The organism is Paenibacillus sp. PK4536 (assembly GCF_028594455.2).
Lineage (GTDB): Bacteria > Bacillota > Bacilli > Paenibacillales > Paenibacillaceae > Saccharibacillus > Saccharibacillus nuruki.
Map to the genome: position 1 here is coordinate 1,365,892 of NZ_CP126313.1, position 15,027 is coordinate 1,380,918.

A 15,027-nucleotide genomic window follows, 5' to 3' on the forward strand; every position below is an offset into this window, starting at 1 on the left:
AAACAGAACACAGTGGGACAGATAAGGGGGAAATAGCAGTGAAGATCGTATCTGCACGAGATTTTGATTTGCGAAGAGAAGTGGATTATGGATCACCAGAGCAAAATGCAACTGTGAAGCAAATTGTGCAAGATATCAAGCACACTGGAGACCAAGCTTTGTTACAGTATACCAAGCAGTTCGATGGTGCAGACCTGACAGCAGACTTGCTTCGTGTCACCGATGAAGAGTTACAAGCAGCTTATCAAGAAGTAGAACCTTCTTTTGTCCAAGCGATTACAGCGGCGGCTCATAATATTCGTCAATTTCATGAAAAGCAAAAACGTAACTCATGGATGGATCTACAACCGGATGGAAGTCTATTGGGACAAATTATTCGTCCGCTCAAACGTGTCGGTGTCTATGTTCCCGGTGGGAAAGCAGCTTACCCTTCTTCTGTACTAATGAATGTGATTCCAGCTCAAGTGGCAGGTGTACCAGAGATCGTGATGGTGACCCCTCCTTCAACAGGTGGTAAAGAAGGAATTAACCCTTATATTCTAGTCACCGCAGCAGAAGCAGGAGTGACTGAAATGTATCGTGTCGGTGGAGCTCAAGCGATAGCGGCACTAGCCTATGGTACTCAAAGTATAGAACCGGTGGATAAAATTTGCGGACCGGGTAATATCTATGTTGCACTGGCGAAGCGGGAAGTATACGGTGTTGTTGATATTGATAGCATTGCAGGCCCAAGCGAAATTGTTGTACTAGCAGATGAATATGCGAATCCAGCTTATATTGCAGCAGACTTGTTATCTCAAGCGGAACATGATGAGATGGCTTCTGCCATTCTAGTAACTTGTTCTGAACAGCTGGCAGCTGCTGTAGCTTCAGAAGTACAACAACAATTAGAAACATTGCCTCGTCAAACTATTGCTAATGCTTCGATTCAGAATCATGGAGCAATTATTGTGACAGAAACGATCGCAGAAGGTATCGATGTAGTCAATCGACTTGCTCCTGAGCATCTGGAGATTATGGTCGAACAACCGATGAATTATGTAGGCATGATCGAAAACGCAGGAGCGATTTTCCTCGGAAATTACAGTTCAGAACCAGTAGGTGATTATTTTGCTGGACCGAATCATATTATTCCGACCAATGGAACAGCGCGCTTTTCTTCCCCTGTAGATGTCGATGATTTTATCAAAAAATCAAGTATGATCTATTATAGTAAAGAAGCATTGTTTGCGAATGGGAATACGATTATGGAATTAGCTCGTCATGAAGGATTAGAAGGTCATGCACGCGCAATCGCGATTCGTTTGGAACAAGAAGGTTAAGCTTTGACCCATAGATACTTTAGAACCCAAGCAGGAGGTATAGGTATGTCAACTGAAAACCAGAATACACGTCAAGCCGATGTCAGCCGTAAAACCAATGAAACGAATATTCAGCTTGCTTTTAACGTCGATGGAACAGGTATTTCTGAAATAGAGACAGATGTTCCTTTTCTAAATCATATGTTGGATTTGTTCACCAAGCATGGACATTTCGATCTAAATCTCAAAGCACAAGGTGATATTGAGATTGATGATCATCACACGGTAGAAGATATCGGTATCTGTCTTGGACAGACGCTACGTGAAGCATTAGGTGATAAACGTGGGATTAAACGTTATAGCAGTGTATTTATTCCGATGGATGAAGCTTTGGCACAAGTGGTGATTGATGTGAGTAATCGTCCGCATTTTGAATATCGTGCTGAATATCCTTCTTCACAAGTAGGCAGTTTCCAGACAGAACTGGTTCATGAATTTTTGTGGAAATTTGCTTTAGAAGCGCGAATTACTCTTCATGTCATCGTACATTATGGGCAAAATACGCATCATATGATTGAGGCGATTTTTAAAGCATTAGGACGTGCTGTGGATGAAGCAACAACGATTGATCCACGTGTGACAGGAGTACCTTCGACGAAGGGAGTGCTATAACAGATGGCGATCGCTATTGTTGATTATGGAATAGGCAATCTGCATAGTGTCAGCAAAGCGATTGAACGATTAGGCTATGAAGGTATAGTCACAGGCGATCGTGATGAGATTCTGAATGCAGAGGGTGTCGTTTTACCAGGTGTAGGGGCTTTTGGAGATGCAATGAATCATATTCGTGAAGGCGGTATGGATCATGTTGTACTTGAAGTTGCCAACAGTGGTAAGCCTTTGTTGGGTATTTGTCTAGGGATGCAGTTGTTATTTACAGAAGGTGAAGAGCATGGTATTCATCAAGGACTGAATATTTTACCGGGCAAAGTAGTGAAGTTCGAAGATAGTGATTACAAAATTCCGCACATGGGCTGGAATCGACTAGAGTACAAACAACCAGATCATCCGCTAGTGCGTGACCTTTATAACGGGCATGTATACTTCGTTCATTCGTATCATGTCAAACCCGATCATGCAGATGATCTGATTGCTGTATGTGATTATGGGCAACCGGTTACCGCCATTGTAGGACGAGATAATGTATACGGTATGCAATTTCATCCTGAAAAAAGTGGAGAATTGGGTACATTGTTATTACGCAATTTCTTAGCATTATGTACGGTTGAGCGAACGAATTAAGTTGAAAAGAAATCGTTAAATAGATTTTATATATTTTATCGAATGACTTATATAATCAAGGGGGAAATCATATTGTCTTCTTTTACTATTTATCCTGCTATTGATATTCGAGGAGGTCGCTGTGTCCGTTTGATTCAAGGCGATTACAATCAGGAAACTGTCTATAATGATGATCCTGTGGCTGTAGCTACTGATTTCACAGTAAAAGGAGCACAATATGTCCATCTTGTCGATTTGGATGGTGCCAAAGCAGGGCATCCTGTCAATCATGAGTTAATTGGTCGTATTGCTAATGCTGTGTCTGTACCTGTACAAGTGGGTGGCGGATTACGTACGCTGGCAGATGTAGAGACGTTATTGAATCTTGGTGTCAGTCGTGTCATTATCGGTACAGCCGCTATCGAAGATCGTGAATTTACAGAGTCTGTATTGGGTACATACGGCAATCGTGTAGCAATTGGTATCGATGCACGTAATGGATTTGTAGCGACTCGTGGCTGGTTAGAGACTTCAGAAGTGAAGGCAGAAGTGTTAGCCAAAGAATTAGCGGCTAAAGGAGCCGAAACGTTTATTTTTACCGATATTTCACGTGATGGTATGATGCAAGGTCCTAATATTGATGCGATTGCAGCAATTGCTCAAGCTTCAGGTAAACAAGTGATTGCTTCTGGTGGAGTAACTGTACTGGATGACCTAGTGAAGTTAGCAGCACGTCGTGAAGAAGGAATTAGCGGAGCTATTGTAGGAAAAGCAATCTATACAGGCAATATTGATCTGGAATTAGCTTTACGTACGATTCAGTAAATGTTATCAAGCTTGAGGAGGGCGAACCATGCTTGCAAAGCGTATTATTCCATGCCTTGATGTTAAAGAAGGGCGAGTCGTCAAAGGTGTGAATTTTGTTAATCTGCGCGATGCAGGTGATCCGGTAGAATTAGCGGCTCTGTATGATCGGGAAGGTGCAGATGAGATTATATTTCTGGATATTTCAGCTTCGATTGAAGGCCGGGAAACGATGATTGATGTTGTGCGCAGAACAGCGGGTGAAATATCGATTCCTTTTACAGTAGGTGGCGGTATTTCTAAAGTCGAAGATATGAAAAATATTCTACGTGCGGGTGCAGACAAGATCGGAATCAATACAGCAGCAGTGCTCAATCCGCAATTGATCAATGATGGTTCACAGCGATTCGGAGCACAGTGTATTGTAGTTGCGGTAGATGCAAAGTTCAACCCGGAATGGGGCGAGTGGGAAGTGTACACTCATGGAGGACGCAAACCTACAGGTATTCGTGCATTGGCATGGATCAAAGAAGCTGAACAACGTGGAGCTGGTGAAATTCTGCTAACCAGTATGGATGCGGATGGAACCAAAGATGGATTTGATATTGATCTGACTTCCGCTGTCTGTGAAGCGGTTAATATTCCGATTATTGCGTCAGGCGGAGCAGGAACATCAGAGCACTTCTATGATGTATTCACTAAAGGCAAAGCTGATGCCGGGCTAGCGGCTACTATTTTTCATTACAAAGAGATCGGTATTCCTGAGCTTAAAAATCAGTTAAAAGACAAAGGAGTGGAGATTCGATGAGTGGATCTGATTTTCAACACGAGATTATTCATCAGTCTTTATCTTGGGAACAACTGGTCGCTAATATCAAATGGGATGCTGATGGACTTGTACCTGCGATCGTACAGGATCAGAATAGCAAACAAGTACTAATGATGGCTTATATGAATCAAGAATCGTTACAACGCTCTCTAGACTCTCAAGAGACATGGTTCTGGAGCCGTTCTCGTCAAGAATACTGGCATAAAGGTGGAACATCAGGCAATACCCAACAGATTACATCGCTATCTTATGATTGTGATGGAGATACGTTATTAGTCATGGTTCATGCAAAAGGCCCTGCTTGCCATACAGGCAGAATAAGCTGTTTCTATAATGAGGTGAATGAAGTGGATAATCAACCAACATTTAATAATAATGAAGAACAAGATGCAACGTTATTGGCTTCTGGTAAAGATCGCTTTGCCATTTTAGCAGAACTGGAACAAATGATTGCTGACCGTGATCGTGATCGTCCTGAAGGTGCGTATACAACGTATCTATTTGAAAAAGGAATCGATAAAATTTTGAAAAAAGTAGGCGAAGAAACGGCTGAAACGATCATTGCAGCTAAAAACCAAGATAATGATGAACTTCGTTATGAAGTTAGTGATCTGATCTATCACTTGTTAGTATTATTACAAGAGCGTAAATTGCCTTTAGATGATGTACTGGCTGAACTGGATCGCCGTCATGAGCGTCCACGCAAAGATTAAGAGCGGAGGCGAAAGTCTATGCAAATAGATTATCATACCCATCATGCACGCTGTGGACATGCTGTAGGTGAGCTAGAAGAGTATGTACAGCGAGGTATCGCTATCGGGTTGTCTCATCTAGGGTTATCGGATCATCTGCCACTGATTCATGTCGATCCTGCAACGTATTATCCTGAAATGGCGATGCCTATGGATGAATTGCCTCGTTATGTTGAAGAATGTCTGATGCTCAAAGAAAAGTATCGTGATCAAATTGCGATCAAAGTTGGTTTGGAAGCAGACTATATTGAAGGATATGAAGAGAAGATTCAGCATATTCTGAATCAGTATCCTTTTGATTATGTGATTGGTTCGGTTCATTTTCTAGGAGAGTGGGATATCTCCGATTTTCGCCAGACCGCAGGTTGGGAAGGTAAGCATGTACTGGATGTGTATCGCCAGTATTATGATGCAATCAGCAAAGCGTGTGCGACAGGATTTTATGATATTGTAGGGCATTTGGATGTGATTAAGCGCTTTGGTTATGTGCCTTTGCCAGAAGAGACAGAGGAGCGTATTGCTCTGGAAGATATGGCGCTGCAAGCGGTAAAACAGGCAGATATGGTGATGGAGCTTAATTCATCCGGTCTATCTAAAGTTTGCAAAGAAATCTTCCCCAGTCGTCGTATCGTGGAGCAAGCGATTGCGCTTGATATTCCGTTAACGCTAGGCTCTGATGCTCATGATCCGTTGAAATTAAGCGATCATTTGGATGAAGCTAGAGCATTGTTGCAAGAGTTAAATGTGCAGCAATTGGCAGTGTTTGAACAACGTCAACGTTCGTTTGTTCCTTTAAATGGATAAAAAATAACCCTTTAGCTGAATTCAGTTAAAGGGTTATTTGTATGGTATATCATGCTATATTATTGGTCTTGTTTGAAATGTACTTACGAGTACGATTATACTTTTTGTGGTTTACCACCAGAAGGTAAAGTAGCAGATGAATCAGTAGATGTTGTATTCACATTAGTATCAGATGTAACTACAGTTGTACCGCTATCTGTAGGTCCTTCAGGTAGAGTATTCACACCATCCCGTTCAGCTTTGCGTGCTTTACGACGCTCGTTCAAGATCAGTAAGAAGATCACGAACAGAATACAAGTGATAAGAATCAAGAATCCACCTAGCTCTTGTGAAAAGTATTTTAGATCTCCACCACGGAAACCAAGTCCGCGTAAAAATTTGAAGTGCCAGGATAGAGGTAATGCATGACTGACCTGTTGCAAAATAGGTGGTAACAACGCTACAGGAATCTGAGCACCACTTAAAATAAAGGATGGTAACAGGATCATCGTAATTCGACCTGCTGCTTTGGCAGGAGAGGAAGCACTCCAACCGACCATCATACATAGCAACGATAAAGCGATAGTATACATAATGAATGGAATAAATAACTGAAATACATTCGCTTCAAATCGTAATCCGCCTACTTGTTTGAGACAACCCATAACCAAGTACATCGAAGCTGTCGCAATTAAAGAGTAAGGAATAACTCGGAAAACGATGCTAAGTGGTTTCTGCACCATACCTGCAAGTAAACCTTGTTCACGTAGACGCGGTACGATCCCCAGTGTGGCTCCACCTAGAATCGATAGAAACACCGTATTTACAAATCCGATAACTGAACTCATTAACATGTTATTCGTAGGGTTATACAGTAATCGAGTCTGCAAATTGAGTCCTGTAGATAAATTAGTAGCCTGTGTAGCGTTCAGTCCCATCGCTACAAGCTTTCCTGAAGAAGCAGTAGAGTTCTCTGCTGTGATGACTTCAGTAGCCCCTGTACGCAAGCTAGCAGTCGCTGTCGACAAAGCTGTATCCACGTAGAATCCAATATTGCTTTGGTTCCCTTGAGCGCGAGCTTTCTCTAAGCCTGCTGGCAAATAAATAACACCTAAATATTTTTCATTGTACAAAAAATCATTTGGATCTGTGTAGTTGTACGTAATGTAATTAATATCAATATACTGATCAGCATCGAGTTGTTCAATCAGATGTTGACTGTATGTGCTGTGATCCATATCGACCACAGCAACAGGTGCTTCATTTAATTGATTGTTTTTAAAAACATAGCCAAAAGCGGCTGAAATAATCAATGGAGCAATAATGATAATGAAAATAAATTTACCATTCAGAATGAGCTTGAATTCATCAATTATTGCTTTCATTGGTTAGAACCTCCACCGTCATTCCCGGCAGCAATTCAGATGTGCGTTTCACATCGACACGCACAATGAAAGAAGTTGTGTCGGCTTGACCTTTTTCACGGCTCATCCGCAAAGCAGCATACTGTGGTGCAGATGTAATATAACGAACAGTACCTTGTACATCTTTATTAAGTGAAATCACATCTGTTTTCACTTTAGCGCCAGCTTTGAACGTTTTGATATTTTCTTCGCCAACATAAAGGTCATAATACAATTTACCTGTTTCGATCACGACTACCGGTGTACCCGCAGAAACATTTTCGCCTACTTTGGGTACGACACGAGTTACTTTACCGTCTACCGCTGCTTTTAGCACACGACGATTTTTTTGAACGTTTAGTGTATCTAGGTTGATTTGCAATGAATCTTTTTGTTTTTGCAATAATTCGATATTGTATTTACCGTTACCGATATCTTCTTGCCCTTGTTGAATTTGTTTTAAAGCTTGTTGAGCTTGTGCTACTTTGAGACTAGCTTGCTCACGATCTTCAGCAGTTGCTCCATTTTTCATTTTTTCAAGTGCAGTTTCTTGTGCTTTTACTTGATTACCTGTGAGTTCTACTTGTTTTTGCGCAGTCGCTAATTGATCTTGTGCGCTTTGTAATTGTTTATTTGCGGTATCTACAGCATTTTGAGCACTATCTACACTCGCTTGTGTAGCTAATCCATTATCAAAAAGAGATTTGTTACGATCAAAGCTGGTTTGAGCGAAATCAGCAGCTTGTTGAGCAGCTGATACGGCCGTTTGTGCAGAAGTCACTGAATTATTCGCAATTTCAACTGATTTTTTAGCCGAATCGACAGCGATTTCTTGGCTGGTAATATCTTCGGCACGAGCGCCTTGATTGACTTGAGTCTCTGCTAGTTGAGCCGCTTGAATATTTAATTTAGCATTGGCTTCTTGTTCTGCTAATTTATTAGCTTGACTGGTTAAAGAGCTTCTAGCTTGACTGATTTGGACATCGACTTGAGACATTTGTTCTTTGATTCCTTTGATTTGCAAATCAATATCATTGGTATCTAACGTCATCAGAACTTGTCCTTTTTTCACACGTTGCTCTTCGATAACTTTAACAGAGCTTAATTTACCAGCTTGTCCTTCAAATGAACTGTTCACAGTATCAATAGTGAGGACACCTTCTTTTTTGAGAGCAGCCATAGAGACAGCATCTTTACCATGCATAGTTAGTAAGTATCCACCTATACCTAGGGCAGCTATTAATACAACAATAGGGATTAGTTTTACGATTTTCACTTGTTTGTGCTCCTGTTCTTCATCAATTAAATATCATTTTTTTAATATAAAATTCAAACTATCTCCTCGACGTTATCTTAAAAAGATATGGTACGGGGGCTGATAGTAAGGTTCCGTATTACTTTGCCAAAAAAAAAGTTAACCTTGTTTAGATGTTTCTAGTCCTGCTTGAATCTTGTACAATAAACGATGTAGCACTTTTTGTTCATCATCGGTTAGCTGAGACATCATTCTATCAATCTGTTCCATATAGATAGGAAGGGTGTCATGAATCAATTGCTTACCTTCATCGGTTAAATGAATAGAGGTCATTCGGCGATCCTCATGTGCACCACGTCGAATTAATCCGTCTTTTTCTAGACCATTAATGAGTCCAGTCATTGTTGAACGAGTTACACCTGAATATTCAGCAAGATCGGAAGGTTGTAGCGGTTTTTTGCGTAACAATAATGGCACCAAAATACGCATTTTACTTGGTGATAGTCCATGTCTAGCAAGCAAAGTGGATGTTTCATTAAATATTTCATGCGAAGTACGAATTAATAAAATCGAAGTACGCATACAATCGATATTGAAATCAGGGTATAATTTACTTAATTCGCTTAATTTGTCCATCTCTTCCGATGGAGTATGCTCATCAGATGATTCTATTATCGACATTTTCTTCACCTTTCTTTAGGGCAAAACTAACATTTCAATAATAACGGCTTATGACTTGATTAACATATTGTACGGTTCCGTACTACATTTAGTCAAGAAAATTTTATGAAAGTTTCTGAATATGGTTTTCTTTAACGCTTTATAATGGTTTCCGGTATGATAGAAATAAATAATCTATCTGTAACTACCGATAATATAATGTTAGGTTGACGGAGTCTGGATATGAAATAGGAGGCGCTTATGAAAGATAAATTACGTATTTTCTCAGGATCATCTTGCCCGGAGTTAGCAGCTCAGATTGCCGAGCGACTCGGTGTACAGCTAGGCAAAATTAAATTATCTCAATTCAAAAGTGGCGAAACCTATGTTCATTATGAAGAAAGTATTCGTAATATGGATGTATTTTTGGTGCAATCGTTATCGCATCCGATCAATGAAATGTTTGTCCAATTATTAGTGATGATTGATGCGGCGAAGCGTGCTTCTGCGCGTACAATCAATATCATCGTTCCTTATTATGGATATGCAAGACAAGAACGCAAGTCTGCTCCACGTGAGCCGATTTCTGCCAAAATGGTAGCTGATGTACTGACAACAGTAGGTGCTCATCGTGTGATTACAATTGATCTGCACGCATCGGCTATTCAAGGATTTTTCAATATTCCTGTCGATCACCTGACAGCTCTGGATCTGATCAGTGGTTATCTTAAAACGAAAAAAATAGAAGACGCTGTCGTGGTATCTCCTGACGCTGGTCGAGCTTCTATGGCGGAAAAGTTAGCTAATCGTCTGGATTCTCCTTTTGCCATGATGATCAAAAAACGTCCGGCACATAATGAATCGGTTATTACGCATGTGATCGGTAATGTAGAAGGCAAAACGCCTATTATTATCGAAGACTTGATTGATACAGGAACAACGATTATTAATGTAGTCGAAAGTTTGAAAGAGCGTGGAGCCAAAGAAGTGATCGTCTGTGCTACCCATGGTCTTTTCTCAGGAGCAGCTTTGCAACGTTTGGATCATCCGTATATTCGTGAACTGGTTGTGACGGATTCGATCAGCTTACCTCCAGGGCATCTCGATCGCTTAACTGTATTATCGGTTTCGCCGATGCTTGCTCATGCCGTACGCATCATTATGGAAGGTGGCTCTATCGCTACTTTATTCAGTGATGCAGGGATCTAATTATACTTTGGTAGTAGGGTGATAGAACCGTAGCTTTAGTGTGTCAGAGGGATATGATATACTTACTTGATAATGATTTTTACATGACAATCATAGTCGTCTAATTCTAAATAAATGATATAACTATTGATAAATGTGGTATAGAAACAAAGGAGGTGCCTTGATCCGGTGAATGATTATAAGCGAAAAGTAGAAGAAGATGGGCGTAAAGTCATCTCTCTTCATTGGGATGCTAACTTCTTTTTCGAAAGAGCTGTCCGTTCATTAGACCGTCATCATTATGACAAGGCATTGAAATATTTTCAAAAAGCTGTTGAATATGAACCTAATAATCCTGTGAATCATTGCAATCTAGCGGGTATATTATCTGAGATGGGTAATTATGAAGGATCGAACCAAGTACTTGCTGATATTCTGGACGGCGTAGACCCTGCAATGGTTGAATGTCATTTTTATATGGCGAATAATTATGCCAATATGAGTCAATTTGAACAAGCAGAGACTTCATTGTTAACCTACCTTGATTTAGATAAAGAAGGTCAATTTCTAGACGAGGCTGGCGAAATGATGGAGCTATTGAATAAAGAATTGAAGCGTTCATCAAGTACCGATTCACATACGCAGTTACCTGTGAGTGATTATGATGCAGCTCAGCGTTTATTGCAGCAAGGGCATTTTGCAGAAGCATCTGAAAGCCTAAAGCAGATCATAGCGGTGCAACCTGATCTGCATGAAGCACGTAATCAGTTAGCGATTGCGCTGTACTATCAAGGGAAGATTACAGAAGCGGCTATACAGATTGAAGAGGTTCTTTTACAAGATCCGTATCATTTGCATGGGTTATGTAATCAAGTGATTTTGATGCAACATCTCGGACAGACAGAACAAGTGAAGCAACGTATGAATATTCTAAAACGAATGATTCCTTTTCAACAAGAACATTTGTTAAAGTTAGCGACTACACTTGGTATGCTGGGGGAACATCAATTAGCGTACACGTATTTTCGCAAGCTGATCAAACAGCAAGAATCGATTCATCAATGGGCGATTTATCATTATGCGGCAACAGCAGCCTGTCATTTGCAAAAGGTAGATGAAGCTCAAAAGTTATGGCAGATGATTTTGCGCTTTGAGCCAGAAGCGGAAGTGCCTGCATTTTATATGGAACATTTGGAACAGATTAAGCTTGGTGAGTTGATGCCTTCTTATCAGTATCAGTTGTTATCTCCATCAACAAGTACAGCGTATCCCAGCGTGAGTATTGAACATTATATGTATGCAGAACCTACATATATTCAATTGCTCCATATGTTAGCTCATGGAAATGAACAACAACAGCTACGTGCGCTTCAATCTTACGTATTTGATGATAATGATGAAGTGTATCAAGCTTTACGCCAATTGTTGATCCAGCCACAGATTTCAGAGACATTACGTACTGAAGTCAAGCGGGTATTACGACAATGGACAACAGCACAGACATTGCCGACTGACTATTTTAGAGTGGATACAGAACTTGCAAAGTCTAGTCTACCTATTGTAGATTAGAAAGCTTGTCACATATATCTTTTAACTACATCAAGGAGGTTTTCTATTTATGTATAAAACAATCGTTATTGGTACAGGACCTGCTGGATTAACAGCAGCTATTTATTTGGCTCGTGCAAATCTAAAACCGTTAATTATTGAAGGCCTACAACCAGGTGGACAATTGACTACAACCACAGAAGTAGAAAATTTCCCGGGATTTACAGAAGGTATTATGGGACCTGAATTAATGGACAATATGCGTAAACAAGCAGAACGTTTTGGTGCAGAATTCAAATCAGGATGGGTAGAACAAGTTGATCTATCTCAACGTCCTTTTAAAGTAAAAGTAGAAGGAATGGGCGAGTTAGAAGCCGAATCCGTGATTATTTCAACAGGTGCTTCTGCAAGATATCTAGGCATTCCTGGAGAGCAAGACAATATCGGTCGCGGTGTAAGTACATGTGCGACTTGTGATGGATTCTTTTTCCGTGGTAAAAAGCTAATTGTTGTCGGTGGCGGCGATTCAGCAATGGAAGAAGCAAGCTTCTTGACTCGTTTTGCAACCGAAGTAACAGTCGTGAATCGTCGTGATGAGCTTCGTGCTTCCAAAATCATGCAAGATCGTGCACAAGGCAATCCTAAGATCAAATGGCAGTTAAACCGTAAGCCGCTTGAAGTAGTATCAGACGGTATGGGTGTTAAAGGTCTAAAAGTGCTGAACAATGAAACAGGACAAGAAGAAGTCATTGAAGCAGACGGTGTCTTTGTAGCGATCGGTCATACACCGAACACTGGTTTCTTGGGCGAACAGATCCATACGGATGGACACGGTTATGTCACAGTTACTCCAGGTACAACAGAAACCAATATCCCAGGCGTATTCGCTTGTGGTGATGTGCAAGATACACGTTACCGTCAAGCGATTACAGCAGCAGGTAGTGGTTGTATGGCTGCAATGGATTGTGAGAAGTATCTTGAAGGCAGTATGGTACACGACTGGAGCGAATCACTCAACGAGTAAAAACATAGATGGAGAGGGAGCCATTATGGCTCCCTTTTTGGTGAGATTAGACAAGACAACAGAGCCGTGGGTTCGCTTGACCAGAATCTAAGGTTCGCTTATAGTGGGATACGTACATTCAACTGAATCATGTTCTATCTTATATATTTTCAAGCCTAATCCTATATATGATATTTATTCATCATTTTGTATACTTTTCTATGTCTAGAAGGATGATACAATGACATATAATCATAGTAGTGGTTAGAGATCTTATAAATCATGAACTATTAAACTTTGAATGGAAAAGGTGGATCGGTCATATGTCTGAAAATATTTATATTGGTGTTGATCTTGGCGGTACAGCTATCAAAGTAGGTATCTGTAATCAAGAAGGAGAATTGCTTCATACGTACGAAGGTCCGACTGAAAAAGAAAAAAGCTCAGATGCGGTTATCGGTAATATTGAAAAATATGTACGTCATATCGTAGAGCAATCACCTTATGAGTGGGATCAAGTGGTAGGTGTTGGAGCTGGTGTCGCTGGCTTCACTGATGTTCGTGCTGGTGTTATTTTGATGGCTCCTAACATCAATTTTCAGAATGTGCCGATCCGTGCTATTTTGGAAGAACGTCTAGGCAAAACGATTCGTGTCGATAATGATGCTAACGTAGCGGCTCTAGGTGAAGCTTGGAGTGGAGCAGGCAAAGGGATTACAGATTGTGTCTGTTATACGCTAGGTACAGGTGTAGGCGGCGGTATTATTGTTAATGGTCATATTTATCAAGGATTCTCAGGTTTAGCTGGTGAAATTGGTCATATTTCAGTTGTGCCTGATTTGGAAGCGATTAAATGTGGTTGTGGCAAAATGGGCTGTCTAGAAACGGTATCTTCTGCAACGGGTATTGTTCGTATGGCCGTTGAAGCTGTAGAACGTGGCGATCATACATCATTATCTGCCATCGAAAAAGTATCTGCAAAAGATATTTTTGATGCAGCTAAAGCAGGCGATGAAGTGAGTATCCGTATTATTAATCGTGCTGCTTTTTATCTTGGTAAATCGATGGCTGCTGTTGCAGCAACATTGAATCCAGAACGCTTTATTATCGGTGGCGGTGTATCCAAAGCAGGCGATATTTTGTTCAATGAAATCCGTAGAGTATTTGCTGAACTCACTCCTGAACCGTTGCAACGTGGAGTAGAAATTATTCCTGCGAAGCTTGGTAATGATGCAGGTATTGTTGGAGCAGCTGGTTTATTGTTACGTTAAGGTATAGAGATCATATCAAAGTCTAGATTCGTTAAAGGGAGGGTACTTGAGCATGAGCAAAAGCGAAAATTCATCGATAGCCACAATGATTATTATTACCGGAATGTCTGGAGCGGGCAAAACGATTGCTGTACAGAGCCTTGAAGATCTTGGGTTTTTCTGCGTAGATAATCTGCCCCCTGTACTGATTCCAAAGTTCGCTGAATTAATAGAGCAATCCAATGGTAAAATCGGTAAAGTTGCATTGGTTATCGATTTACGCGGACGTGAATTTTTTGCTGCTCTGTCTGAATCCCTGAATTATATCAAAAACCATTATACGATTCATTCTGAAATCTTATTTCTGGATTCTAGTGACTCTGTATTGGTTCAACGGTATAAAGAAAGCAGACGTCGCCATCCGTTAGCGCCTGAAGGTATGCCGCTCGATGGTATTCGTTTAGAGCGTCAGATGTTAGATGATCTCAAAACATCAGCGACTCAAATTATAGATACAAGTATTATCAAACCTGCTCAATTAAAAGAGAAAATCATTTCTAGCTTTTCTCACTTGGAATCGAATCGCTTGTCGATCAACGTCACATCATTCGGGTTCAAATACGGTATTCCAATCGATGCAGATCTAATTTTTGATGTTCGCTTTTTGCCGAATCCTCATTACATCGATAACTTAAGACCTCATACTGGGCAAGATAGCGATGTCTACGAATATGTAATGAAATGGCCGGAAACACAAGCTTTTCTGACCAAATTATTAGATATGCTACACTTTTTAATTCCTCATTACCGGAATGAAGGTAAAAGTCAGGTTATTATAGGAATTGGCTGTACAGGCGGTAAACATCGTTCTGTTGCGATTTCTGAGTACTTAGGCCGTATGCTTGGTGCAAGTGAAACAGAAACAGTACGTGTTAGTCATAGGGATGCTGATCGTGATCGGCATTAAGGA

At 40.6% G+C, this 15,027-nt stretch carries 15 protein-coding genes; 12 read left to right on the forward strand and 3 right to left on the reverse strand.

Annotation, left to right across the window (positions count from 1 at the left end; all coding sequences use genetic code 11):
- Positions 1-38: 38 nt before the first annotated feature.
- From hisD to hisJ, 7 genes are all read left to right on the forward strand, one after another.
- A complete protein-coding gene (hisD, locus tag PO903_RS06310) occupies positions 39-1,322 on the forward strand; it encodes a histidinol dehydrogenase (protein ID WP_069325838.1) in 1,284 nt (427 codons plus the stop codon).
- A 45-nt stretch (positions 1,323-1,367) separates the two neighbouring features.
- Positions 1,368-1,973, forward strand: coding sequence for an imidazoleglycerol-phosphate dehydratase HisB (hisB, locus tag PO903_RS06315; RefSeq protein ID WP_069325837.1), 606 nt, complete (start codon positions 1,368-1,370; stop codon positions 1,971-1,973).
- A 3-nt stretch (positions 1,974-1,976) separates the two neighbouring features.
- On the forward strand, positions 1,977-2,603 hold the full coding sequence (gene hisH / locus PO903_RS06320) for an imidazole glycerol phosphate synthase subunit HisH (protein WP_273592905.1): 627 nt from the start codon (positions 1,977-1,979) through the stop codon (positions 2,601-2,603).
- Positions 2,604-2,675: 72 nt separating this feature from the next.
- Positions 2,676-3,407, forward strand: a complete 732-nt coding sequence (hisA, locus tag PO903_RS06325; protein ID WP_193555971.1) for a 1-(5-phosphoribosyl)-5-[(5-phosphoribosylamino)methylideneamino]imidazole-4-carboxamide isomerase — start codon at positions 2,676-2,678, stop codon at positions 3,405-3,407.
- Between the two features lie 28 nt (positions 3,408-3,435).
- Entirely contained in the window at positions 3,436-4,194 is a 759-nt protein-coding gene (gene hisF, locus PO903_RS06330) for an imidazole glycerol phosphate synthase subunit HisF (RefSeq protein ID WP_273592906.1), read from the forward strand.
- Positions 4,191-4,928 (forward strand): bifunctional phosphoribosyl-AMP cyclohydrolase/phosphoribosyl-ATP diphosphatase HisIE, encoded by a 738-nt coding sequence (hisIE, locus tag PO903_RS06335; protein ID WP_273592907.1) that lies wholly within the window; start codon positions 4,191-4,193, stop codon positions 4,926-4,928. Before hisF ends, hisIE begins: the two co-directional genes overlap by 4 nt.
- 18 nt (positions 4,929-4,946) lie before the next feature.
- Positions 4,947-5,771, forward strand: coding sequence for a histidinol-phosphatase HisJ (gene hisJ / locus PO903_RS06340; RefSeq protein WP_273592908.1), 825 nt, complete (start codon positions 4,947-4,949; stop codon positions 5,769-5,771).
- A gap of 95 nt (positions 5,772-5,866) precedes the next feature.
- On the opposite strand, the gene PO903_RS06345 is transcribed toward hisJ, so the two are convergent.
- The 3 genes from PO903_RS06345 to PO903_RS06355 form a co-directional block, all read right to left on the reverse strand.
- Positions 5,867-7,135, reverse strand: coding sequence for an ABC transporter permease (locus PO903_RS06345; RefSeq protein WP_137225551.1), 1,269 nt, complete (start codon positions 7,133-7,135; stop codon positions 5,867-5,869).
- Complete coding sequence (locus tag PO903_RS06350) at positions 7,119-8,429, reverse strand: HlyD family secretion protein (protein WP_241669441.1); 1,311 nt, start codon at positions 8,427-8,429, stop codon at positions 7,119-7,121. Before PO903_RS06350 ends, PO903_RS06345 begins: the two co-directional genes overlap by 17 nt.
- A 138-nt stretch (positions 8,430-8,567) precedes the next feature.
- Positions 8,568-9,089 (reverse strand): MarR family winged helix-turn-helix transcriptional regulator, encoded by a 522-nt coding sequence (locus PO903_RS06355; protein ID WP_069325831.1) that lies wholly within the window; start codon positions 9,087-9,089, stop codon positions 8,568-8,570.
- Positions 9,090-9,329: 240 nt separating this feature from the next.
- Here PO903_RS06355 and PO903_RS06360 point away from each other — a divergent pair, with 240 nt between their 5' ends.
- From PO903_RS06360 to rapZ, 5 genes are all read left to right on the forward strand, one after another.
- The gene (locus PO903_RS06360; protein WP_069325830.1) at positions 9,330-10,277 is read left to right on the forward strand and encodes a ribose-phosphate diphosphokinase; all 948 of its coding nucleotides are present in this window, start codon (positions 9,330-9,332) and stop codon (positions 10,275-10,277) included.
- A 168-nt stretch (positions 10,278-10,445) separates the two neighbouring features.
- Positions 10,446-11,825 carry a tetratricopeptide repeat protein gene (locus PO903_RS06365; RefSeq protein ID WP_273592909.1) on the forward strand — a complete coding sequence of 460 codons (1,380 nt, stop codon included), beginning with the start codon at positions 10,446-10,448 and terminating at the stop codon, positions 11,823-11,825.
- A gap of 49 nt (positions 11,826-11,874) precedes the next feature.
- Entirely contained in the window at positions 11,875-12,828 is a 954-nt protein-coding gene (trxB, locus tag PO903_RS06370; RefSeq protein WP_069325828.1) for a thioredoxin-disulfide reductase, read from the forward strand.
- Between the two features lie 302 nt (positions 12,829-13,130).
- Positions 13,131-14,078: an ROK family glucokinase gene (locus PO903_RS06375; protein ID WP_069325827.1), complete on the forward strand. Its 948-nt coding sequence runs from the start codon at positions 13,131-13,133 to the stop codon at positions 14,076-14,078.
- A gap of 52 nt (positions 14,079-14,130) precedes the next feature.
- On the forward strand, positions 14,131-15,024 hold the full coding sequence (gene rapZ / locus PO903_RS06380; RefSeq protein ID WP_069325826.1) for an RNase adapter RapZ: 894 nt from the start codon (positions 14,131-14,133) through the stop codon (positions 15,022-15,024).
- Positions 15,025-15,027: the final 3 nt, after the last annotated feature.

Coding starts and splice junctions, on each gene's coding strand:
- PO903_RS06360 (WP_069325830.1), top strand. CDS start 9,330: ATGAAAGATAAATTACGTATTTTCTCAGGATCATCTTGCCCGGAGTTA.
- hisIE (WP_273592907.1), top strand. CDS start 4,191: ATGAGTGGATCTGATTTTCAACACGAGATTATTCATCAGTCTTTATCT.
- hisB (WP_069325837.1), top strand. CDS start 1,368: ATGTCAACTGAAAACCAGAATACACGTCAAGCCGATGTCAGCCGTAAA.
- PO903_RS06375 (WP_069325827.1), top strand. CDS start 13,131: ATGTCTGAAAATATTTATATTGGTGTTGATCTTGGCGGTACAGCTATC.
- rapZ (WP_069325826.1), top strand. CDS start 14,131: ATGAGCAAAAGCGAAAATTCATCGATAGCCACAATGATTATTATTACC.
- PO903_RS06355 (WP_069325831.1), bottom strand. CDS start 9,089: ATGTCGATAATAGAATCATCTGATGAGCATACTCCATCGGAAGAGATG.
- PO903_RS06345 (WP_137225551.1), bottom strand. CDS start 7,135: ATGAAAGCAATAATTGATGAATTCAAGCTCATTCTGAATGGTAAATTT.
- hisH (WP_273592905.1), top strand. CDS start 1,977: ATGGCGATCGCTATTGTTGATTATGGAATAGGCAATCTGCATAGTGTC.
- hisJ (WP_273592908.1), top strand. CDS start 4,947: ATGCAAATAGATTATCATACCCATCATGCACGCTGTGGACATGCTGTA.
- trxB (WP_069325828.1), top strand. CDS start 11,875: ATGTATAAAACAATCGTTATTGGTACAGGACCTGCTGGATTAACAGCA.
- hisF (WP_273592906.1), top strand. CDS start 3,436: ATGCTTGCAAAGCGTATTATTCCATGCCTTGATGTTAAAGAAGGGCGA.